This window comes from Roseobacter sp. CCS2 (assembly GCF_000169435.1).
In the GTDB taxonomy this organism is placed as follows: Bacteria; Pseudomonadota; Alphaproteobacteria; order Rhodobacterales; family Rhodobacteraceae; genus Yoonia.
The window spans coordinates 1,008,048-1,027,752 of record NZ_AAYB01000001.1 but is presented as its reverse complement, the minus strand read 5'-3'; the positions used below and the strand labels follow the sequence as shown (position 1 = coordinate 1,027,752).

The following is a 19,705-nucleotide window of genomic DNA, read 5'->3' as shown; positions in this document are numbered from 1 at the left end:
GTGGCCCGACGGGGCCATGCGGATCACCGGCGGGGCACCGCCATAAGCCAGGGGAGGGATCATAAATGACCCACCAAGCCAAACAGAAACGCCGCGAAAACCGCCGTGATTTTCTGAAACTGTCCGTGACAGCAGCGCCATTGGCTGCCGCTGTCGTTGTGACAGGCGCCGATCCGGCGCAAGCATCTGCACCCGATTTATCAGACGATACGATGCAGGACACCGCGCAGACCCGCGCCTATTACGACGCCGCCCGGTTCTGACCTGACGCCGTACCACCCGCATCTGGCGACTGGTTGCGTGACGCCCGACTGTCTTGATGCAAAACCAACAGACCTTTGAGGTGCAAACGTCGTTTGTGTCCGATGGGGGAGGAGAGAAACATGCTGAGGAAAAAGACCAACGGGGTTGCGCGACGCTCCCAACGGACTTCGATCCTGACTGAGGCGGCGAACGCATCAGTAGACCGCCGCGGATTTTTGCGCGGCTCTGGCCTTGCCATTGGTGGCATGGCCGCGATTGCCGCGACAGGCGGCACGGTCACCCGTGCAGATGCAGCCACTGCCGCTGTGACCGGAAACATCGAATTGAAAAAGACTGTCTGCACCCACTGTTCCGTGGGCTGTTCGGTGATTGCAGAGGTATCCAACGGTGTCTGGGTCGGCCAAGAGCCCGGCTTTGACAGCCCGTTCAACCTTGGCGCCCATTGCGCCAAAGGGGCCGCCGTGCGTGAACACGCCCATGGCGAACGTCGCCTCAAGTACCCGATGAAAAAAGAGAACGGCGAATGGGTTCGCATCTCTTGGGATCAGGTGATCGACGAAGTCGGCGACAAAATGTTGCAGATCCGCGAAGAAAGCGGCCCTGACAGCGTGTACTGGCTGGGGTCTGCCAAGCATAGCAACGAACAGGCCTATCTGTTCCGCAAGTTTGCTGCCTATTGGGGCACAAACAACGTAGACCACCAAGCGCGGATTTGTCACTCCACCACTGTGGCCGGTGTGGCGAACACATGGGGCTACGGCGCCATGACAAACAGCTACAACGATATTCATAATTCCAAAGCAATCTTTATGATCGGGTCCAACGCCGCCGAGGCGCACCCGATTTCGATGATGCACATCCTACGCGCCAAGGAACGCAACAACGCACCAGTTATCGTCTGCGACCCGCGCTTTACACGCACGGCGGCGCATGCGGATGAATATGTGCGCTTCCGTCCCGGTACGGACGTCGCCCTTGTTTGGGGTATCCTGTGGCACATCCTTGAAAACGACTGGCAGGATGATGAATTCATCCGCACCCGCGTGTGGGGCATGGACCAGATCAAGGAAGAAGTGGCCAAATGGACGCCTGAAGAGGTTGAACGCGTCACCGGCACACCCGGTAGCCAGCTAGAGCGTGTTGCACGCACCTTGGCTGATAATCGCCCCGGCACCGTGATCTGGTGCATGGGTGGCACACAGCACACCAATGGCAACAACAACACCCGCGCCTACTGTGTGTTGCAGTTGGCCCTTGGCAACATGGGCGTCAGCGGGGGTGGCACAAACATCTTCCGCGGCCATGACAACGTGCAGGGTGCAACTGACCTTGGCGTTCTGTCGCACACATTGCCCGGTTATTATGGTCTAAGCGCTGGCGCTTGGGCACACTGGGCCCGCGTCTGGGAAGAAGACCCTGAATGGCTGGCCGGTCGCTTTGATGACTTGCAGTCCGCGGACGGCAGCACAAAGTCATTGCAGAACCTGACGGGTATTCCGGTATCTCGCTGGATCGACGGTGTTCTGGAAGACAAAGACAACATGGACCAGAACGAAAACGTCCGGGCCATGGTGCTTTGGGGCCACGCGCCGAACTCTCAGACTCGCCAGGTCGAGATGAAGGAAGCGATGGAAAAGCTCGACATGCTTGTCGTGATTGACCCGTTCCCTACCGTGTCAGCCGTGATGCAGGATCGGCCAGATAACACCTATCTGATCCCGGCCACGACACAGTTCGAAACCCGTGGTTCTGTCACGGCATCGAACCGGTCTATCCAGTGGCGCGAACAGGTCGTTGATCCATTGTTCGAGGCAAAGACAGATCAGGAAATCATCGCGCTGTTTTCTAAGAAGTTCGGTTTTCACGAACGTATCTTCCGAAATATCGCACTTGAGGATGATGGCCTGACGCCCGATCCCGAAGATACGCTGCGCGAGATCAACCGCGGTATGTGGACGATCGGCTACACAGGTCAAAGCCCTGAGCGGATCAAGAAGCATATGGAAAACCAGCATACCTTTGACCGCACGACGTTACAGGCGGTTGGTGGCCCTGCAGATGGCGATTACTACGGTATGCCGTGGCCAAGCTGGGGCACACCAGAGATGAACCACCCTGGCACGCCGAACCTTTACGATATGTCCAAGCCTGTTTCTGAAGGTGGTTTGACCTTCCGCGCCCGCTTTGGTGTGGAACGTGATGGTGAAAACCTGCTGGCCGAAGGGGTTTATTCCAAGAACTCTGACATTCAGGATGGCTATCCTGAGTTTACATATCAGATGCTGAAGGACCTTGGGTGGCATACCGAACTGACGGATGATGAACGTGCGTATATTGCCAAGGCCGCAAGTGTAGAGGGCTTTACCGACTACACCAAAGAAGTTGGTGAGCAGTCCATGTCACCCTTCCCGTCTGACTACGACGACAAAGTCGCCAAGGTGAATTGGAAAACAGATCTGTCCGGCGGCATCCAGCGGGTCGCGATCAAGCATGAGTGCGCGCCCTTTGGCAACGCCAAGGCGCGGACTGTTGTCTGGACCTTCCCCGATCCGGTGCCAGTGCACCGCGAGCCGCTTTATACAAACCGGCGCGATCTGGTCGCGGATTACCCAACATACGAGGACCGCAAGTTCTATCGCTTGCCGACCATGTATGCGTCGATCCAGAAAAACGACTTTTCGCAGGACTATCCCATCATCCTGACCTCCGGTCGTTTGGTCGAATATGAAGGCGGCGGCGATGAAACCCGGTCAAACCCATGGCTTGCCGAATTGCAGCAAGACATGTTCGTGGAAATTCACCCACGGGATGCCAACAATCTGGGCGTGCGCGATGGTGCGCAGGTCTGGGTCGAAGGGCCAGAGGGTGGTAAGGTCAAGGTCATGGCGATGGTCACAAGGCGGGTTGGCGAAGGCGTCGCCTTTATGCCGTTCCACTTTGGTGGTCACATGCAGGGCGAGGATCTGCGTGCGAAGTACCCCGCCGGTGCCGACCCATACGTCTTGGGTGAATCGTGCAACACAGCGCAGACCTACGGCTACGACAGCGTCACGCAGATGCAAGAGACCAAGGCCACACTCTGCAAAATCATGCCAGCGTAAGGGAGACATATTATGGCAAGAGCAAAGTTCCTTTGTGACGCCGAGCGCTGCATCGAATGCAACGCCTGTGTCACAGCCTGTAAAAACGAACACGAGGTGCCTTGGGGCATCAACCGCCGCCGGGTGGTGACCATCGACGATGGTCAGCCGGGTGAACGGTCGATCTCGGTCGCATGTATGCATTGTTCAGACGCGCCTTGTATGGCCGTCTGTCCGGTGGATTGCTTCTATCAGACCTCTGATGGTGTGGTTCTGCACTCCAAAGACCTGTGCATTGGCTGCGGTTACTGCTTTTACGCGTGCCCCTTCGGTGCGCCGCAGTTCCCGCAGGCGGCCAGCTTTGGATCGCGCGGCAAGATGGACAAATGTACATTCTGCGCCGGTGGCCCAGAGGAAAACCACTCCGCCGCCGAGTTCCAGAAGTATGGACGCAACCGCATCGCAGAAGGCGCATTGCCCATCTGTGCGGAAATGTGCGCGACCAAAGCACTGCTGGCCGGTGACGGTGACACGGTCGCCGACATCTACCGCGAACGTGTGGTGGCCCGTGGCTTTGGGTCCGGTGCATGGGGCTGGGGTACAGCCTATGACGGGCGCGATACCTAAAACGGTCTCTGACCTTACGAAGGGGCGCCAATGCGCCCCTTCGATACAGAATTCAACTGATCCGGGATTTGCTTCATGTTGATCAAACGCCTCATGGCCCTTTTTGTAATGCTGCTTCTGGCTGGCCCCTTGGCCGCACAGGACCGTGCAGAAACCGGCGGCGCACAAACATTGGAAGACATTATGGCGCGTCAGGCTGCCCAAGAGGTGGATGACGCTTTCCGCCGCGACGCAACTGGCGATCCTGAGGCGGCTGCGGCAACAAAGGATCAGCTAGGGTCCTTGGGTGGTGTATCCGACGCCGAAGTCTGGCGCGCGCTACGCTATGACAGCGCCGATATCACCGTATCCGCTGGGGGCCGTGTGGCCGAAACGCTGGTGCAATCATCCGGTATGGAATGGACATTGTTCCGCGAAGGGCCGCTGGCCACCTATGGCGGCTGGACCTTGTTGGGCACCATCGGCGCGCTGATCCTGTTCTTTATCCTGCGTGGCCGCATCGGTGTCGATGGTGGCCTTGCCGGACGCACCGTGCTGCGGTTCAAATTCGTTGAACGCTTTGCCCATTGGATACTGGCGGGATCGTTTATTGTCTTAGGGCTGACAGGCCTTGCCATTTTGTTTGGTCGGGCGTTCATCGTGCCGACCTTTGGACATGAGGCAAATGCAGCCATCCTGCGCTTTAGCATTTTTGTGCATAACAATGTGTCCTGGGCGTTTATGCTGGCGCTTGTGATGATTTTTGTGATGTGGGTCTGGCACAACCTTCCCAGCAGGCTGGATCTGGTCTGGTTCGCCCAAGCAGGCGGTATCGTGGGATCAAAACATCCACCAGCCAAAAAATTCAACGCAGGTCAAAAACTGATCTTCTGGTCCTGTATCGTCTTCGGCGGCCTGATTTCCGTGACGGGCCTGTCACTCATCTTTCCCTTCGAAATCCCGGTCTTTGCATGGGTCTTTGGCGTGTTAAACGCAACCGGCCTTGCCGAACTCTTTGGTGGAGCACTGCCCACCACACTGACCCCACACGCAGAAATGCAGCTCGCACAGGTGCTGCACGCAGGTTTCGCCTTCTTGCTGATGGCGATCATCATCGCGCATATCTACATCGGCTCAGTAGGCATGGAAGGCGCATCAGGGGCCATGACCCATGGCGAAGTAGACGAGGCATGGGCGAAACAGCACCACTCTATCTGGCTTGAGGAAATGAAAGAAAAAGAGCGGCAACCCAATGCTACACCCGCGGAATAGGAGCCATGCATGAAAGCCATTTTCGCAGGGCTCGCCGCCGCTGTCGTCATCACGATCGCCGCAGGATATGGGCTGCCTCAGATCGGTTACGCGTCAGAGGATGTGCACAGTAACGAAAACGTACGCCTCGACTAAAGTGCGGTCATAACAACAAAGAATTTTGGTGACCCCGATTGGATTCGAACCAATAACCTGCCCCTTAGGAGGGGGCTGCTCTATCCAGTTGAGCCACGGGGCCTTGCCCTGATTGGAATGCCCTTGTTTGTTGCGGGGGTCAACGGTGATGCGGTTCTGGCTTTTGTGTGTCAGCGGGGCTAACAATGGGAAAACGACAGACGGGACAACTCCTTTGACCAATTTGCCTAAACGCCCCCTGACCCTGCGTGACGTCTCTGAAGCCTCTGGTGTCAGCGAAATGACCGTCAGCCGGGTGTTGCGCAACAAAGGCGACGTGAGTGCGGCAACACGTCAAAAGGTGCAGGATGCCGCGAAACGGCTGGGGTATGTGCCCAACAAAATCGCGGGGGCGCTGGCATCGCAACGCGTCAATTTGGTTGCGGTGATTATTCCGTCTTTGGGCAATATGGTTTTTCCAGAGGTGCTTTCAGGCATTTCAGAAACGCTTGAGGATACAGAATTGCAGCCTGTCGTGGGTGTTACAGACTACTTGCCCGAAAAAGAAGAAAAGGTGTTGTTCGAGATGCTGTCGTGGCGTCCGTCCGGGGTGATTATCGCCGGATTAGAGCATTCAGAGGCCTCGCAAGCAATGCTACAGCAGGCCGGTATCCCTGTGGTTGAGATCATGGATACGGACGGTGAGCCAATTGATTATTGCGTTGGCATTTCACATCGTCGTGCAGGCCGTAAGATGGCAGAAGAGATTATCGCCGCTGGATACAAACGCATTGGGTTCATGGGCACGAAAATGCCGCTGGACCACCGCGCGCGCAAACGATTTGAGGGGTTTACACGCACCCTTGCCAAGGCCGGGATCGAAATTGCGGATCAGGAATTTTATTCTGGCGGGTCAGCTTTGGCCAAGGGGCGCGAGATGACTGCCAAAATGTTGGAACGCACCCCTGATCTGGATTTTCTGTATTATTCCAACGATATGATTGGCGCCGGTGGACTGCTTTATCTGTTGGAGCAGGGCATTGATGTGCCTGCCAAGATTGGTCTGGCCGGGTTCAATGGCGTCGAATTATTGGAAGGCTTGCCGCGTCAGTTGGCAACGATGGATGCGTGTCGCCGCGAGATTGGCCAGAAAGCCGCACAGATCATTGCAGCGCTGAATGCTGGGGATGATGTGCCTGACGGCCCAGTCGTTGCGCTGGAACCCATCCTTGCGGTGGGTGAAACGCTGCAAAGGTAGCAAGGCTGCCTTTCTGATCGCTACAGCTTGGATCGCACGTCAGCCACAGCGCTGCTCACAAGCTCGTGCAAGCTTTCTCTGGACGCGCCCCCTTCTGCTAAGATCACCATGCCGTTGACGATAGCAGTGAGTTTTCGTGACATTGGACCGTCTGTTGCGCGCGTACGTCCATCGGCGGCCAAAAGGCGCAGCATATTGGCTTCGAAAGCCTGATTTGCACGTTCAATTGCGGCGTCCACAACCGGGCTTTGCCCCTTTAGTTCCAGGGTCGTCCGGCATCTGAGGCACCCATTGGGTGCGGACGGATCGCTTAACCGATCCGCGCTGGCGCGCAGTGTCACCTCAACAGCGTTGGCTGGGTCGGTGGTATCTTGCAGGGTTTTGTCCACGCGCGCGTCAAACCTTGCCGCATAACAATCCAGCGCAGCAGCCAGCAAGGTGAATTTATCACCATAGAGCTTATACAGACTGGCCCGCGACGTGCCGCTTGCCCGCGACAGATCGCTGATAGAGGTGCCCAGAAAGCCTGTTTTCCAAAGAACATCGGTCACGGCACTGATAATAGAGCCGTCGTCAAAAATTGCTGGTCGACCACGCTGACTATTTTGTGAACTCATCAGTCTTTTTATTTCTCTTAATTTATGAACTAATGGATATATTAAATAACAGCAACAGGAGGCTATAGCCATGACTTTCTTCAAGACGATCACATTGATCACCGTTCTTTCGATGCCGTCGTTCGCCCTTGCAGAGGTTTCGAAACTAACTCTGAGTGAGATGCCACTTAATCAAACCCCGATTGACGGCGTTTCCTCGGCGATGATGTCAGGCTCAATGGGGACCGAAGGGGTGTTTGGCGCAAATGCGGTTATGGAGGGCGGAAGTGTTTTCCCGCCGCACAGTCACCCGGATGCCCGCATGTCGCTGGTCATTGAAGGCACGATGTATCTTGGCGTCGGGACGTCCGTCGATCCGGATGCAGAACAAGTGTTCAAAGCTGGCACCGTTGCCCTGACGCCCGCTGGCGTGCCGCATTGGATGGCCGCACGCGATGGCGACGTCCGTATTCTTGAAATCGGGACAGGACCTACAACAACTGACTGGACAGAAGACTAGCGCACCATTTCAACAGCCATGCTGACCTGAGGGTCCGTATTGGCGATCACTGCGATATGCGAAAAAGATGGTGAAGATCGGCTACGACAATTGTCGATCTTCGCCACGCCTTTGCAACATTTTGCACCGCTAGATCATCCGAATAACGTCTTTATCAATCGCTAGCACATAGCCCTTTCGGGCAATGTTCTTGACCAAAAGTTCGCTCATCATCTGGTTGCCCAGCGTATCACGCAGGCGTTTGATCCGCGTCGCACCTGCCGCTTCGTCGCAATCAGCAGAAGCGCGGCCAGAGATGACGCCTTCGATTTCCGCACCTGTCAGCACTTCGTCGTCCATGCGCGCCTCGGCCAGAACCGAAAGCGTTTCGATGGCGGCATCCGTCAGTTTGAACTCAAAGTCATTGAGGTAAACCGCCTTTTGATCGCGGCTGATGGTCAGCGAATTCACCTCGATCCCCTGCCGTTCAATCCGGCCCATGCGGCGGTTCAGCGCGATCAACATCACAAGAAAGGCGACGGCGGCCACCAGAAGGGCCGTTGCAAAGATCAGCAGCACAAAGATGACAAAGCGATAGGATGCCAGCGTATCGGAAAACGCAGTACCGGACCCTGCCAAAATCTCAAGCAGCTTGATCTCCGCATTGCTGGTCAGGTTGTCATTTTCAACAAACAACCGTTCCACCCGCATATTGAATGCGTTGGCATCAGGTAGATTGATAAACAGCAGTACCGCGGTAACGGCCAAAATCAGGACAATCGCCGCAATCCCTGCGACGACAATCCTGTTCCCAATTTCACGTGCTTCAGTAGCGGAGGAAGAACTCACCTGCGCTGTCCTTTCTTTCATCAAGGCCGGCGTCATCAAAGACACCCAGCACATTCAATAGCTGCCAACCGTTACCTGCCAACCGATCGCGCAACTGGCTTTGGGCGGACCCGACCGAACAATCGCCACGCACCTCTGCCACCCCATAATGAAGCCGCAATGGGTCGTCCTGCTTGGCCTTATAATCGGCATAGCAAGCTGCTTGCGCGATGGTTGTGCTCAGCATCAGAGCCATGAATGAGAAAGAAAGTTTTTTCATACGCCCTACCTGATCCAAAGCCGTCCTGATATTCAATAACGCCCAATGATATCGCGATGGCAATCGTATAACCATCCCCCGATATTGTTTGGCAAGCACCGCCTGCCCCAATTTCGGTTCATCGCCACACGTCAGGCACCTGAACCGAAAGGACGCAGATATGTTTAAGCCATTGATCGCAGGGATTACCGCGTTGTCGCTGACCCTTGCCACAACCACACCGCTGCATGCACAAGGCATGAATCGCGACGATGTCGGTAAGCTGATTTTTGGTTTGGCTGCCATTGCTGTAATCGGTGCGGCCATTGATCAAAACCGCGACCGCGATCGTGATCGCCGAACACAGGTACATCAAACGCCGCAGTGGAATGACGCACACCGCAACAATACGTGGTCTGATTTGAACCGTGAACACCAGAACACCCAAAACAGCCGCCGCGCGCTGCCGCACGCGTGCCTGCGCACCGTTGAAACACGGTTCGGTCATCAAGGTCTTTTCGGCAAGCAATGCCTTGAGCGTAACTATCGCCATGTGAACCGCCTGCCTGATCGTTGTGCCGTCAGGATTTACACAAATGATGGCCCACGCCGTGGCTTTGACCCTTTGTGCCTGCGCGAGCAGGGCTTTCGTTCAGATCGGCGCCACTAAGGCGCTGACACGTTGCGCGGTTCCACAGCCCCGATTACCGCGCCACCTTGGGCGGATTGCCTTATAAAGAACGCGCTGATTAGAGCGTGATAAGGCAAGACCCCTACGTGGGGCAGAGAGTTTGGACATGGCTCTCTGCCCCTTTTTCCTTGAAGTGGCCGTCATGTTCTGGTCACTGACCCTATGACCAAACCCGATTTCAGTTTTGAAAGTGCTGCACATCAGCGTGGCTTTATCCATGTGGCCGGCGTGGATGAAGTGGGGCGTGGTCCCTTGGCTGGGCCGGTTGTGGCCGCCGCCGTCATTCTGAACCCCGCGAATATCCCCGATGGTTTGAACGACAGTAAAAAACTGACCGCAAAACGGCGTGATGCGCTTTATGATGAATTGCTCGCCGTTGCGGACGTTTCCATCGCCGAAGCAACAGTTGCAGAGATTGATGAACACAACATTCTGCGCGCGTCGCATATTGCAATGGTGCGTGCAGTTGCCGGATTATCCGTCATTGCCGCCCACGCGCTGATCGACGGCAATATGATCCCGCGTGATTTGGCGATTTCATCGCAGACGATCATCAAAGGTGACGGGCGCAGTTTGAGCATCGCTGCGGCCTCTATCATGGCGAAGGTGTGGCGCGACAGACACATGGTGGCATTGGCGCAACAGCATCCGCACTACGGCTGGGAAAAGAACGCGGGATACCCGACAGCCCAACATAAATTGGGACTTCAACAGTTTGGCGTGACCGAACACCATAGGCGCTCTTTCAAGCCGATACACAACATCTTGTATCAAGATAAAACCTAACCCCCTGAATCAATAATGTTTTTGACTTGGAATCACCTCTGACTCACATTGGGTTCAACCAAAGAGCGGGACACCCGCCGGGGCTATGAGGCAAGTAATGACGACCAAGACCAAAGCAAAAGGGGCTTCCCAGCTCCCGCTCAATACCATTGTGGATGGTGACTGCATCGACGTGATGAACAGCCTGCCTGCGGGTTCTGTCGACCTGATTTTCGCTGACCCCCCCTATAATCTGCAATTGAAGGGTGATCTGCACCGTCCCGATAATTCCAAAGTTGATGCGGTTGACGACGCATGGGACCAATTCGACAGTTTCAAGGTCTATGACAAATTCACGCGTGAATGGCTTGCCGCGGCCCGCCGTCTGCTGAAACCCAATGGCGCGATCTGGGTCATTGGCAGCTATCACAACGTCTTCCGGATGGGCGCTGAGTTGCAGAACCAGGGGTTCTGGATTCTCAATGATGTCGTGTGGCGCAAGTCGAACCCGATGCCTAATTTCCGGGGCAAGCGCCTGACCAATGCCCATGAGACATTAATCTGGGCGTCGAAAGAAGAGGCCAGCAAATACACCTTTAATTACGAAGCGCTCAAAGCCCTCAATGAGGGCGTACAGATGCGGTCTGATTGGGTTCTGCCTATCTGCACCGGTCATGAGCGGTTGAAGAATGAAGCCGGAGACAAAGCCCATCCCACGCAAAAACCGCAATCCCTCTTGCACCGCGTCCTTGTTGCCACCACGAACCCCGGTGATGTGGTCCTTGACCCCTTCTTCGGGACTGGCACCACGGGCGCGGTTGCAAAAATGCTGGGCCGCGATTTTATCGGGATTGAGCGTGAAGAGAGCTACCGCAAGGTGGCAGAGAAGCGCATCAAGAACACTCGCAAGTTCGATAACGAAGCTTTGCAGGTGTCCACATCGAAACGGGCCGAACCCCGCGTGGCCTTTGGCGTGTTGGTAGAACGCGGCATGCTGCGCCCCGGTGAGGAACTGTGGAGCATGAATGGTCGTCATAAAGCAAAGGTCCGTGCCGATGGCACGTTGATCGGTGACGACATCAAAGGATCAATCCATCAGGTCGGGGCGCATCTGGAAGGTGCGCCAAGCTGTAACGGCTGGACCTATTGGCAATTTAAACGCGACGGGCAAAAGGTGCCCATTGATCTGCTGCGTCAGCAGATCCGCTCAGAGATGGCGAAGCATTAAGTTTCACCAAAGTTGATACCGCCGGTGCCTGCGGCAAGCCTGTCCAATACTGGATGGGCACGCGAGCACTAACTTTTCCCCCGCCATCCCATGTGATGGCGGGGTTTTTTATGGTTGGAAAGGGGGTGTTTCGGGTGCAAGCTGGCAAAGGCAGATTTGAGGAGCGCCAGAGGCTTATGACCTCCGATACCCACGTTTTCGGCATTGATGGCGGCGGCACCGGCTGCAGGGTTGTCCTGTGCGATCAAAGCGGAAGACAACTTGCCGAAGTAAGCGCCGGACCAGCCAATTATACAACCAATCCAAATGCGACGATCCAGAATGTTCTGACCGCGATTGAGGCTTTGAAGACTCAGTTCCGTATAGATCTGACAAACTGCGTCGCTCATATTGGTCTGGCTGGTGTCATGAACGACACTGATGCTGGCCAAGTGGCTGCAGCAATGCCTTTTGTATACGTAACCATCACCGATGATCGTGCGATATCCGTGGCGGGTGCCCTTGGGTCTGCTAGTGGGGTTGTGGTGTCCGTGGGGACCGGTTCTTTCGTGGCGGCCCAACGCAACGGGCAGCAGCGCTTTTTGGGCGGCTGGGGCCATGTACTGGGTGATCAGGCATCGGGTGTTTGGCTTGGTGTTCAGGCATTGCGCCGCACGGTGTTGGCCGAAGAGGGCCATATGGTGCATTCTGACCTGACCCGGCACCTGATGGCTTGTTGTGGTGGTGAACTTACCGCGATGGTGTCATTCGCAAATAAGGCGCATCCATCTGACTATGCGGCCCTTGCCCCGAAAATCATTGAAGCTGCGCAAGCAGGCGATCCGCATGGCATTACGCTGATGAAGGAAGGGGCGGCTTATCTGATGTCCTGTCTGAAGCTGATGAATTGGTCTGAGGCGGATACCCTTTGTCTTACCGGTGGGATTGGTCCGCACTATGCTGAATATCTTGATCCGCGAGCGCGGTCTTGCATCCAAGCCCCGAAAGGTACGGCGTTGGATGGTGCGGTCTTATTGGCCCGAAACCTGGTAAAAGCGGCAGACACACCATGACAAAACGCGCGATCATCGGTGCAAAGGTCTTTGACGGCACGCGTATGCATAAAGATGCCGCTTTGCTTCTAGACGATGATGTCTTTGACCGCATCTTGTCTGCCAAAGATGTGCCTGCCGAATATAGGATCATCAGGGCCACCGGCGGCATCATCCTACCTGGCTTTGTTGATCTTCAGGTCAATGGCGGTGGTGGTGTGATGTTCAATGATGACCCGTCCGTTGCGACCTTGCGGACCATGTCTGATGCGCATGCCAAAACAGGGACGCGGGCGTTCTTGCCGACGCTGATCACCGACACGCCAGATTGCCTGCGCGCAGGTGTTATTGCGGTAGAGCAGGCCATTGATGCGGGCGTGCCGGGGATCATAGGTATCCACTTGGAAGGGCCGCATCTGTCGAATGCCAAAAAGGGTGCGCATGATCCGGCGCTGATCCGCCCGATGGAAGATGCGGATGAAGCGTTTTTGGTGGATGCGGCCAGCCGGATACCAAATGTGATGGTAACTGTTGCTCCCGAAAGCGTCACATCAGAGCAGATCAGGCGATTGGCAGAGGCAGAGATCATCGTTTCGCTCGGTCATACCGATTGCACTTATGCCCAAGCACGTGTTGCTTTTGCAGCTGGTGCGCTTTGCGTTACGCATCTGTTCAACGCGATGAGCCAGATGACTGCACGCGAACCGGGGTTGGTTGGGGCAGCGTTGGACGCGGCTGGGGTCAGCGCGGGGCTGATTGCCGACAATATTCATGTCCACGCGAGTACGATGCGGTCGGCGCTTTCTGCCAAACGGGAACAGGACGCGATTTTCCTTGTCACCGATGCTATGGCCACCGCCGGGTCGGACATTACGGAATTCACATTGAATGGGCGCAAGGTACACCGGGTTGGCGGGCGCTTAATGCTAGAGGATGGCACATTGGCAGGCGCTGATCTTGATGTTGCCTCGGCTATCAAAACGCTTGTGACTTATGCTGAAGTTTCGCCTGCGGATGCTTTGCGCATGGCCACATCAATTCCAGCCAAGGTCTTGCACGCATCCGGCAATGTGGGTCACTTTGTTCAGGGCCAGCCAGCCAATGCCATTCATCTGGGCGAAAGCTTTGAATACCTCGGGACGCCCTAGCCGGTCTTGCTGTCGCGATCCATGCGCGCCTCGATCGCCTCAAGCTTTTTCATCACCTCATCGCGGTAGGCATCCGTTGCGGCATTGCCTTCTTCGGCATGGGCGTCTTGCATCGAATTCACGATCAAACCCACCAGCAGGTTCACCACCGCGAATGTTGTGACCATAATAAAGGGTACAAAGAATGCCCACGCATAGGGGTAAATCTCCATCACTGGGCGCACGATGCCCATTGACCAGCTTTCCAGCGTCATGATCTGGAACAGCGAATATCCTGAACGGCCCAGCGTGCCGAACCATTCGGGGAAAGACGCGCCAAACAGCTTGGTCGCCATGACGGCGGCGATGTAGAACACAATACCCATCAGCAGGAAAACTGATCCCATGCCGGGTAGGGCGGTCACAAACCCCTCGACCACGCGGCGCAGTGATGGCACCACCGATATCACGCGCAAAACCCGCAGAATACGCAGCGCCCGCAGGACCGAAAGGCCACCATTGCCAGGCACAAGTGATACGCCGACAATGATGAAATCAAAGATGTTCCAACCGTTGCGAAAGAACTTGCCGCGCTGGGCGTAAAATTTGGCCGTAAGCTCAACCACAAAAATGGCAAGGCAGATTGAATCAAGCGTCACAATCAGCGATCCCGCCGCATCCATGATGGTTTTAGACGTCTCCATCCCCAGAATGATTGCGTTAAAGATAATTACACCGACGATAAAGTTGGTCACCCAAGGGGTCGCAAGCAGATCAGCAGTTTTTTGGCGTAGGGTCATACGGTTAGCCTTTGGTCAGATGCGTCCTTGATATGGGTTGTTTGCAACATTTGAGCAAGAGCGTCGCCCGACGTGAGGTTATGCTGGACGGATAATATGACGCCTGCGCATGTTTAGCCTAAAAAGTGAGCCTTAAATGTCGATGAACCCCCGTTTGATTTTTCGCTGGACCGCGTTTCTTTTGGCCGGAGGGTACTGCATTCATACGCTGATCCTTGGCGAATGGGGTGAATTTGGCGGCCCGTTCCGGTTTTTGACGATCTGGGGTTTGTTTTGCGCGTTCTTTGCGTTCAGCCGCCTGATGGCACTGGAAGAAGAAAGGTCAACATGCCGATGGGATGGCTTTATCAGCATGGCGGCTGTGCTCAACACGATGGTATTGATCCTCTATTGGCGGATTTTCTATGCGGATTCAGTTCTAGTCACTGGTGACGGTGGTTTCACCGAATACCACCTTGAGATTTATCGGCATGCGCTGGGTCCTGCCTTGATCGTGATTGATGCGCTTTTCATACATCGCAGCTTTATCAGAGTTTGGGCAGCAGCCGCATGGTTGGTGGGTGTGATCGGAACGTATATCGCTCTGGCCGAATTGGTGTGGCAGCCACTTAACAACACCCCGTCCGGCACGGTCACGAGCGGGTTTCCTTATGATTTTCTGAACAATCTGGAATTTGCTGATCGTGCGGTATTTTACAGTATCAATTTTGGTACGGCACTTGTTCTATTGGTTGTTTACGCAGCGATCGCCTGGGGCATCAGGCGCCGATTTCCTGCGCCAGCAACGCCTTGAGCCCTGATTTGTAGTCCGGGTAAAGCAGTTCGACGCCAAGTTCATCCTTGATCCGGTCATTGCGCACCTTCTTGCTTTCGGCATAAAAGCTGCGCGCCATCGCGCTCATCTCAGCTGTTTCAAAATCAACCGCTTCGGGGATCGGCAGACCCAGCAACTCAGCAGCATAGGCAATCACATCCTGCGGCGGCGCAGGATCATTGTCGCAGACATTGTAGGCCGTACCGGCATTGGGTTTGTTGATCGATGCGGCAAGCACGCGGGCGATGTCGGCCACATGGGTACGGCTGAAAACCTGCCCCTTTTTGATGATCCTGCGTGCAGTGCCGTTGCGGACCTTGGCAAACGGGCCACGACCGGGGCCATAAATCCCGGCGAGACGAAAGATATGCAGCGGCAGACCCGGGATAGCAGACCAAGCTGCCTCTGCCTCAACCCGGGCGATACCGCGTTTTGTGGCCGGGGTCAGCGGGGTGTTTTCATCGACCCAATCGCCACTATGGTCGCCATAGACGCCCGTCGTTGAAAGGTAGCCGACCCATTCAAATTGGGCTGCGCGGCTGGCAATCTCATCATGCAGCTTTGCCAAGACAGGATCACCCGCATCGTCCGGTCCGGCTGAGATCAACAGATGGGTCGCCGCATTCAGCGCCGGGATCATATCGGCCCCCGGCCAAATCCGCGGTTCAACCCCTTCGTTCATCAGGCGCGGTGCCTTATCCTCGGATCGTGTCGTGCCGATGATCCGCCAATCCTGCGGCAGCAGGATACGGGACAAGGCGCGGGCGCTATAGCCGTGGCCAAAGGAAAGCAGTGTTTTCGTCATGGGCTGAGTGGTGGCGCAGGCCTAGCGTTTTTGCAAGTGGGCATCGCGCACGCGGTTTAGGCCAGAACTTACAGCGGAAGTTTGATTGAACATAGAAAGAGCGGTGTTACTGGCTGTAGCTTGATCCTTCGTCATCTAAAACCGCTTTCAGTTCTGCCAGATGCCGGATGTCTTGTTCGGGATAGGTTTCCAGTTCTTGCGCGGTCTTTTCAGCAATATCATCAGGCAAAACCCGCAGCTCCATCCCGGTTTGCAAGGCGCGGATATAGGTCTCGCACGACCGTTCAAAGTAATACATCCGGTTGAATGTCTCTGCGACGGTTTCGCCAATGACCAGCACACCGTGGTTGCCCATGATCATGACCTTCTGCTTGGGGTCACTGAACAGCGCCGCACAGCGCGTACCTTCTTCCTCAAACGCTAAACCGCCATAACCATCATCAATGACGTAACGGTCAAAGAACGTTGCGCAGTTCTGATCTATAGGCGGCAGCCTGCTGTCCTTCAATGATGCCAAAACGGTCGCAAAAATCGAATGCACATGCATCGCGCAACGCGCATGTGGCACCAGCCGGTGAATACCACCATGCAGGCCCCACGCGGTTGGATCGGGTGCATCGGGCCCTTTGAGCGTATCAGGATCATGCGCATCCACCGTGATCAGATCGCTCGCCTTGATCCGACTGAAATGCATCTGGTTGGGGTTCATCAGAAACTTGGTGCCATCGTCGTTGATCGCCAAAGAAATGTGATTGGCCACCCCTTCGTGCATGTTCAGCCGTGCGGTCCAACGAAAGGCTGCGGCCATATCAACCCGTTCGGCCCAATGGGTCATGTTATGCTGATGCGTGTTCATTACGACTCCTTGGATTTACCGGCTGCCCGCGATAATGATGGCGCTATCAGCATGACAAAGGAAGTCCCCAAATGACATTCAAGCCCGCCAAGTGGCCCCGGAAACTGCGGTCTCAGGAATGGTTCGGGGGGTCGTCGAAGGACGCGATCTATCACCGGTCTTGGATGAAAAACCAAGGTTTGCCAGCTGATTTGCTGGATGGGCGACCTGTTGTGGGTATCTGCAATACGTGGTCGGAATTGACGCCCTGCAATGCCCACCTGCGCGATCTGGCCGAAAAGGTGAAGTTCGGGATTTACGAGGCAGGCGGCTTTCCGGTTGAATTCCCTGTGTTTTCACCCGCCGAGTCTAGCCTGCGCCCCACGGCCATGATGTACCGCAACCTTTGCGCGATGGACGTGGAAGAAGCCATTCGTGGCATGTCGATGGACGGCGTTGTATTGCTGGCTGGCTGTGACAAGACCACGCCAGCCCTATTGATGGGGGCCGCATCTGTCGATCTGCCCGCGATCGTCGTCTCCGGTGGGCCAATGCTGAATGGCATGTTTCACGGGGAACGGGTCGGGTCTGGCACCCACTTGTGGAAATTCTCCGAAGCGGTCCGCGCCGGCACGATGACGGCCGAGGAATTTGTCGAGGCTGAGGCCTCCATGTCCCGCTCTCCCGGGTCGTGCAACACGATGGGCACAGCCAGCACAATGGCATCCATGGCAGAGGCGCTGGGCATGGCCCTGTCTGGTAACGCCGCGATCCCCGCGGTCGATAGCCGCCGCCGCGTGATGGCGCATCTGACGGGGCGGCGCATTGTCAATATGGTCAAGGATGATTTGAAACCATCCGATGTGATGACGAAAGCAGCGTTTGAGAATGCAATCCGCACCAATGCCGCGATTGGTGGGTCCACCAACGCTGTGATCCACCTGCTGGCGATGGCCGGGCGGACCAAAGGCGTGGAACTGACATTGGATGATTGGGACCGTTTGGGGCGTGATGTGCCGACGATTGTGAACCTGATGCCTTCGGGCAAATACCTGATGGAAGAATTCTTTTATGCAGGCGGCCTGCCTGTCGTGATCAAACGCTTGGGCGAAGCGGGGCTGTTGCACAAAGACGCGCTGACCGTATCTGGCGGGTCGATGTGGGATGAGGTGAAGCACGTCAAAAACTGGAACGAGGATGTGATCCTGCCGGTTGAGAAAGCTTTGACGCAATCAGGCGGTATCGCCGTGCTGCGCGGTAATCTTGCGCCGGGGGGCGCTGTGATCAAACCGTCAGCGGCGACCCCGGAATTGATGCAACACACTGGCCGCGCCGTCGTGTTCGAAGACATCGACGATTACAAAGCGCGCATCAATGATGATGATCTTGATATCGACGAAACCTGCGTCATGGTTCTGAAAAACTGTGGCCCGCGCGGGTATCCGGGCATGGCCGAAGTGGGGAACATGGGTCTGCCGCCCAAAATCCTTAAAAAAGGGATCACCGATATGGTACGGATTTCAGATGCGCGCATGTCCGGCACGGCCTTTGGCACAGTCGTACTGCACACCTCACCCGAGGCGGCGGTTGGTGGACCCCTCGCCGTTGTGCAGGACGGCGATATCATTGAACTTGATGTGGCCGGTCGCCGCATCCATTTGGATATCACTGACGAAGAACTGGCCGCGCGCATAGACGCTTGGACCGCTGAAAAGTCCGGCGCGAACCCCCGGCCCGAAAGCGGTTATGCCATGCTCTACCATGACAGGGTCATGGGTGCTGATACGGGTGCGGACTTTGACTTCCTCGTCGGGCACCGTGGTAATGCTGTTGGCAAGGAAGCGCACTGATGACACCGATTTGTCTGGTCGGGATCGGTAAAATCGCCGTCGATCAACACGTGCCTACCATTGCCGGTAGCGATGATTGGAACTTGGCCGCGACGGTCAGTCGGGCAGGGACTGTTGATGGCGTGCCATCCTACACCGATTTTGATCAGATGCTGGTGGAACGACCTGACATCTCTGTCATCTCGCTCTGCCTGCCCCCAGTGCCGCGCTATGACTATGCCGCAAAGGCCATCGCAGCGGGTCGCCACGTGATGCTGGAAAAACCACCCGGTGCAACCTTGGCCGAAGTTGATGCACTGGCGACAATGGCGCAAGCGGCTGGCGTCACGCTCTACACCACATGGCACAGCCGCATGGCAAAAGGCGTCGCGCCCGCCAAAGCATGGCTTGCCGACAAGGAAGTGACAGGCGCGCACATCAACTGGAAAGAGGACGTGCGGCGCTGGCACCCGGGGCAGGAGTGGGTCTTCGCCCCCGGCGGCATGGGTGTCTTCGATCCGGGTAGCAACGCCATTTCGATCATCACTGAAATCCTACCAATGCCCTTCCATCTGCGCACGGCTGATCTGAAGTTTCCTGCAAACCGTGACACGCCGATTGCGGCGCAACTGCAATGGACCGAAAACGTGAGCGGAGACTTCGATTGGCGCCAAGAAGGCCCGCAAAGCTGGGACATCACCGTGGAAACAACCGCAGGCACACTCAACCTGCATGATGGTGGCGACCGCCTGATGATTGAGGGCAAAGAAATCGCTGCGGGTGACAACCGTGAATACCCCGCGCTCTATGATCGCATGGCAGAATTGGTGAAAAATGGCGCATCAGAGGTTGATGTGTCCCCCATGATCCATGTCGCAGATGCGTTGACACTGGGCAAACGCATCATAGTGGACCCGTTCCACTTCTAGGCTAACCCATTGCTTCTCATGTTCAAAAATACCTCCGCCGGAGGCATCCTGACCTTTCAACAACGCGCCTAGAGG

The 19,705-nt window shown here is 55.9% G+C and carries 21 protein-coding genes and 1 tRNA gene; 15 read left to right on the top strand and 7 right to left on the bottom strand.

Annotated elements, in window-relative coordinates:
- Nucleotides 1-65: 65 nt before the first annotated feature.
- From RCCS2_RS05265 to RCCS2_RS18760, 5 genes are all read left to right on the top strand, one after another.
- The gene (locus tag RCCS2_RS05265) at nucleotides 66-263 is read left to right on the top strand and encodes a twin-arginine translocation signal domain-containing protein (RefSeq protein WP_008232024.1); all 198 of its coding nucleotides are present in this window, start codon (nucleotides 66-68) and stop codon (nucleotides 261-263) included.
- A gap of 120 nt (nucleotides 264-383) precedes the next feature.
- Nucleotides 384-3,365 carry a formate dehydrogenase subunit alpha gene (locus RCCS2_RS05260; RefSeq protein ID WP_008232023.1) on the top strand — a complete coding sequence of 994 codons (2,982 nt, stop codon included), beginning with the start codon at nucleotides 384-386 and terminating at the stop codon, nucleotides 3,363-3,365.
- Between the two features lie 12 nt (nucleotides 3,366-3,377).
- Nucleotides 3,378-3,971, top strand: a complete 594-nt coding sequence (fdh3B, locus tag RCCS2_RS05255) for a formate dehydrogenase FDH3 subunit beta (protein ID WP_008232021.1) — start codon at nucleotides 3,378-3,380, stop codon at nucleotides 3,969-3,971.
- Between the two features lie 75 nt (nucleotides 3,972-4,046).
- Nucleotides 4,047-5,222: a formate dehydrogenase subunit gamma gene (locus RCCS2_RS05250; protein WP_008232018.1), complete on the top strand. Its 1,176-nt coding sequence runs from the start codon at nucleotides 4,047-4,049 to the stop codon at nucleotides 5,220-5,222.
- Nucleotides 5,223-5,231: 9 nt separating this feature from the next.
- Complete coding sequence (locus RCCS2_RS18760) at nucleotides 5,232-5,357, top strand: hypothetical protein (RefSeq protein ID WP_008232017.1); 126 nt, start codon at nucleotides 5,232-5,234, stop codon at nucleotides 5,355-5,357.
- A 26-nt stretch (nucleotides 5,358-5,383) separates the two neighbouring features.
- Here RCCS2_RS18760 and RCCS2_RS05245 read toward each other — a convergent pair.
- A tRNA-Arg gene (locus RCCS2_RS05245) sits at nucleotides 5,384-5,460 on the bottom strand.
- A 111-nt stretch (nucleotides 5,461-5,571) separates the two neighbouring features.
- Between RCCS2_RS05245 and RCCS2_RS05240 the strand changes: the two genes are divergently transcribed.
- Nucleotides 5,572-6,594 carry a LacI family DNA-binding transcriptional regulator gene (locus RCCS2_RS05240; RefSeq protein ID WP_037293229.1) on the top strand — a complete coding sequence of 341 codons (1,023 nt, stop codon included), beginning with the start codon at nucleotides 5,572-5,574 and terminating at the stop codon, nucleotides 6,592-6,594.
- Between the two features lie 20 nt (nucleotides 6,595-6,614).
- Here the strand turns inward: RCCS2_RS05240 and RCCS2_RS05235 are convergent, their stop codons facing one another.
- Nucleotides 6,615-7,145 carry a TetR/AcrR family transcriptional regulator gene (locus tag RCCS2_RS05235; protein WP_008232015.1) on the bottom strand — a complete coding sequence of 177 codons (531 nt, stop codon included), beginning with the start codon at nucleotides 7,143-7,145 and terminating at the stop codon, nucleotides 6,615-6,617.
- A gap of 136 nt (nucleotides 7,146-7,281) precedes the next feature.
- On the opposite strand from RCCS2_RS05235, the gene RCCS2_RS17855 reads away from it, so the two are divergent.
- Nucleotides 7,282-7,710: a cupin domain-containing protein gene (locus RCCS2_RS17855; protein WP_008232014.1), complete on the top strand. Its 429-nt coding sequence runs from the start codon at nucleotides 7,282-7,284 to the stop codon at nucleotides 7,708-7,710.
- A gap of 129 nt (nucleotides 7,711-7,839) precedes the next feature.
- Here RCCS2_RS17855 and RCCS2_RS18665 read toward each other — a convergent pair whose 3' ends face one another.
- Both RCCS2_RS18665 and RCCS2_RS05220 read right to left on the bottom strand, forming a co-directional pair.
- A complete protein-coding gene (locus RCCS2_RS18665; protein ID WP_232204234.1) occupies nucleotides 7,840-8,559 on the bottom strand; it encodes a winged helix-turn-helix domain-containing protein in 720 nt (239 codons plus the stop codon).
- Nucleotides 8,516-8,797, bottom strand: coding sequence for a hypothetical protein (locus RCCS2_RS05220; protein ID WP_008232012.1), 282 nt, complete (start codon nucleotides 8,795-8,797; stop codon nucleotides 8,516-8,518). The genes RCCS2_RS18665 and RCCS2_RS05220 overlap by 44 nt, the downstream gene beginning before the upstream one ends.
- Before the next feature lie 160 nt (nucleotides 8,798-8,957).
- Here RCCS2_RS05220 and RCCS2_RS05215 point away from each other — a divergent pair, with 160 nt between their 5' ends.
- The 5 genes from RCCS2_RS05215 (at nucleotide 8,958) to nagA (ending at nucleotide 13,639) form a co-directional block, all read left to right on the top strand.
- A complete protein-coding gene (locus RCCS2_RS05215) occupies nucleotides 8,958-9,446 on the top strand; it encodes a hypothetical protein (protein WP_008232011.1) in 489 nt (162 codons plus the stop codon).
- 183 nt (nucleotides 9,447-9,629) lie between these two features.
- Complete coding sequence (locus RCCS2_RS05210; RefSeq protein WP_008232010.1) at nucleotides 9,630-10,253, top strand: ribonuclease HII; 624 nt, start codon at nucleotides 9,630-9,632, stop codon at nucleotides 10,251-10,253.
- Nucleotides 10,254-10,350: 97 nt separating this feature from the next.
- Nucleotides 10,351-11,460, top strand: a complete 1,110-nt coding sequence (locus tag RCCS2_RS05205; protein ID WP_008232009.1) for a site-specific DNA-methyltransferase — start codon at nucleotides 10,351-10,353, stop codon at nucleotides 11,458-11,460.
- 176 nt (nucleotides 11,461-11,636) lie between these two features.
- A complete protein-coding gene (locus tag RCCS2_RS05200) occupies nucleotides 11,637-12,512 on the top strand; it encodes a BadF/BadG/BcrA/BcrD ATPase family protein (RefSeq protein WP_037293227.1) in 876 nt (291 codons plus the stop codon).
- Nucleotides 12,509-13,639 (top strand): N-acetylglucosamine-6-phosphate deacetylase, encoded by a 1,131-nt coding sequence (gene nagA, locus RCCS2_RS05195; protein WP_008232005.1) that lies wholly within the window; start codon nucleotides 12,509-12,511, stop codon nucleotides 13,637-13,639. Before RCCS2_RS05200 ends, nagA begins: the two co-directional genes overlap by 4 nt.
- On the opposite strand, the gene RCCS2_RS05190 is transcribed toward nagA, so the two are convergent.
- Nucleotides 13,636-14,418, bottom strand: coding sequence for an ion transporter (locus tag RCCS2_RS05190; RefSeq protein WP_008232003.1), 783 nt, complete (start codon nucleotides 14,416-14,418; stop codon nucleotides 13,636-13,638). The genes nagA and RCCS2_RS05190 overlap by 4 nt on opposite strands.
- 136 nt (nucleotides 14,419-14,554) lie before the next feature.
- Here RCCS2_RS05190 and RCCS2_RS05185 point away from each other — a divergent pair, with 136 nt between their 5' ends.
- The gene (locus RCCS2_RS05185) at nucleotides 14,555-15,211 is read left to right on the top strand and encodes a hypothetical protein (RefSeq protein ID WP_156788424.1); all 657 of its coding nucleotides are present in this window, start codon (nucleotides 14,555-14,557) and stop codon (nucleotides 15,209-15,211) included.
- Here the strand turns inward: RCCS2_RS05185 and RCCS2_RS05180 are convergent.
- Both RCCS2_RS05180 and RCCS2_RS05175 read right to left on the bottom strand, forming a co-directional pair.
- Nucleotides 15,177-16,037: an SDR family oxidoreductase gene (locus tag RCCS2_RS05180; protein ID WP_008231998.1), complete on the bottom strand. Its 861-nt coding sequence runs from the start codon at nucleotides 16,035-16,037 to the stop codon at nucleotides 15,177-15,179. The two genes, RCCS2_RS05185 and RCCS2_RS05180, sit on opposite strands and share 35 nt — an antisense overlap.
- Before the next feature lie 106 nt (nucleotides 16,038-16,143).
- A complete protein-coding gene (locus tag RCCS2_RS05175) occupies nucleotides 16,144-16,893 on the bottom strand; it encodes a class II aldolase and adducin N-terminal domain-containing protein (protein WP_008231991.1) in 750 nt (249 codons plus the stop codon).
- A 71-nt stretch (nucleotides 16,894-16,964) separates the two neighbouring features.
- Here RCCS2_RS05175 and araD point away from each other — a divergent pair, with 71 nt between their 5' ends.
- Nucleotides 16,965-18,722 (top strand): L-arabinonate dehydratase, encoded by a 1,758-nt coding sequence (araD, locus tag RCCS2_RS05170; RefSeq protein ID WP_008231990.1) that lies wholly within the window; start codon nucleotides 16,965-16,967, stop codon nucleotides 18,720-18,722.
- Nucleotides 18,722-19,630, top strand: a complete 909-nt coding sequence (locus RCCS2_RS05165; protein ID WP_008231989.1) for a Gfo/Idh/MocA family protein — start codon at nucleotides 18,722-18,724, stop codon at nucleotides 19,628-19,630. Before araD ends, RCCS2_RS05165 begins: the two co-directional genes overlap by 1 nt.
- The last annotated feature ends 75 nt before the right edge of the window (nucleotides 19,631-19,705 follow it).

Excerpts from the sequence above, each read along its gene's own strand:
- RCCS2_RS05185 (WP_156788424.1), top strand. The coding sequence starts at position 14,555 with ATGTCGATGAACCCCCGTTTGATTTTTCGCTGGACCGCGTTTCTTTTG.
- RCCS2_RS05180 (WP_008231998.1), bottom strand. The coding sequence starts at position 16,037 with ATGACGAAAACACTGCTTTCCTTTGGCCACGGCTATAGCGCCCGCGCC.
- RCCS2_RS05210 (WP_008232010.1), top strand. The coding sequence starts at position 9,630 with ATGACCAAACCCGATTTCAGTTTTGAAAGTGCTGCACATCAGCGTGGC.
- araD (WP_008231990.1), top strand. The coding sequence starts at position 16,965 with ATGACATTCAAGCCCGCCAAGTGGCCCCGGAAACTGCGGTCTCAGGAA.
- fdh3B (WP_008232021.1), top strand. The coding sequence starts at position 3,378 with ATGGCAAGAGCAAAGTTCCTTTGTGACGCCGAGCGCTGCATCGAATGC.
- RCCS2_RS18665 (WP_232204234.1), bottom strand. The coding sequence starts at position 8,559 with ATGAAAGAAAGGACAGCGCAGGTGAGTTCTTCCTCCGCTACTGAAGCA.
- RCCS2_RS05260 (WP_008232023.1), top strand. The coding sequence starts at position 384 with ATGCTGAGGAAAAAGACCAACGGGGTTGCGCGACGCTCCCAACGGACT.
- nagA (WP_008232005.1), top strand. The coding sequence starts at position 12,509 with ATGACAAAACGCGCGATCATCGGTGCAAAGGTCTTTGACGGCACGCGT.
- RCCS2_RS17855 (WP_008232014.1), top strand. The coding sequence starts at position 7,282 with ATGACTTTCTTCAAGACGATCACATTGATCACCGTTCTTTCGATGCCG.
- RCCS2_RS05205 (WP_008232009.1), top strand. The coding sequence starts at position 10,351 with ATGACGACCAAGACCAAAGCAAAAGGGGCTTCCCAGCTCCCGCTCAAT.
- RCCS2_RS05165 (WP_008231989.1), top strand. The coding sequence starts at position 18,722 with ATGACACCGATTTGTCTGGTCGGGATCGGTAAAATCGCCGTCGATCAA.
- RCCS2_RS05200 (WP_037293227.1), top strand. The coding sequence starts at position 11,637 with ATGACCTCCGATACCCACGTTTTCGGCATTGATGGCGGCGGCACCGGC.
- RCCS2_RS05190 (WP_008232003.1), bottom strand. The coding sequence starts at position 14,418 with ATGACCCTACGCCAAAAAACTGCTGATCTGCTTGCGACCCCTTGGGTG.
- RCCS2_RS05265 (WP_008232024.1), top strand. The coding sequence starts at position 66 with ATGACCCACCAAGCCAAACAGAAACGCCGCGAAAACCGCCGTGATTTT.
- RCCS2_RS05215 (WP_008232011.1), top strand. The coding sequence starts at position 8,958 with ATGTTTAAGCCATTGATCGCAGGGATTACCGCGTTGTCGCTGACCCTT.
- RCCS2_RS05220 (WP_008232012.1), bottom strand. The coding sequence starts at position 8,797 with ATGAAAAAACTTTCTTTCTCATTCATGGCTCTGATGCTGAGCACAACC.
- RCCS2_RS05175 (WP_008231991.1), bottom strand. The coding sequence starts at position 16,893 with ATGAACACGCATCAGCATAACATGACCCATTGGGCCGAACGGGTTGAT.
- RCCS2_RS05250 (WP_008232018.1), top strand. The coding sequence starts at position 4,047 with ATGTTGATCAAACGCCTCATGGCCCTTTTTGTAATGCTGCTTCTGGCT.
- RCCS2_RS18760 (WP_008232017.1), top strand. The coding sequence starts at position 5,232 with ATGAAAGCCATTTTCGCAGGGCTCGCCGCCGCTGTCGTCATCACGATC.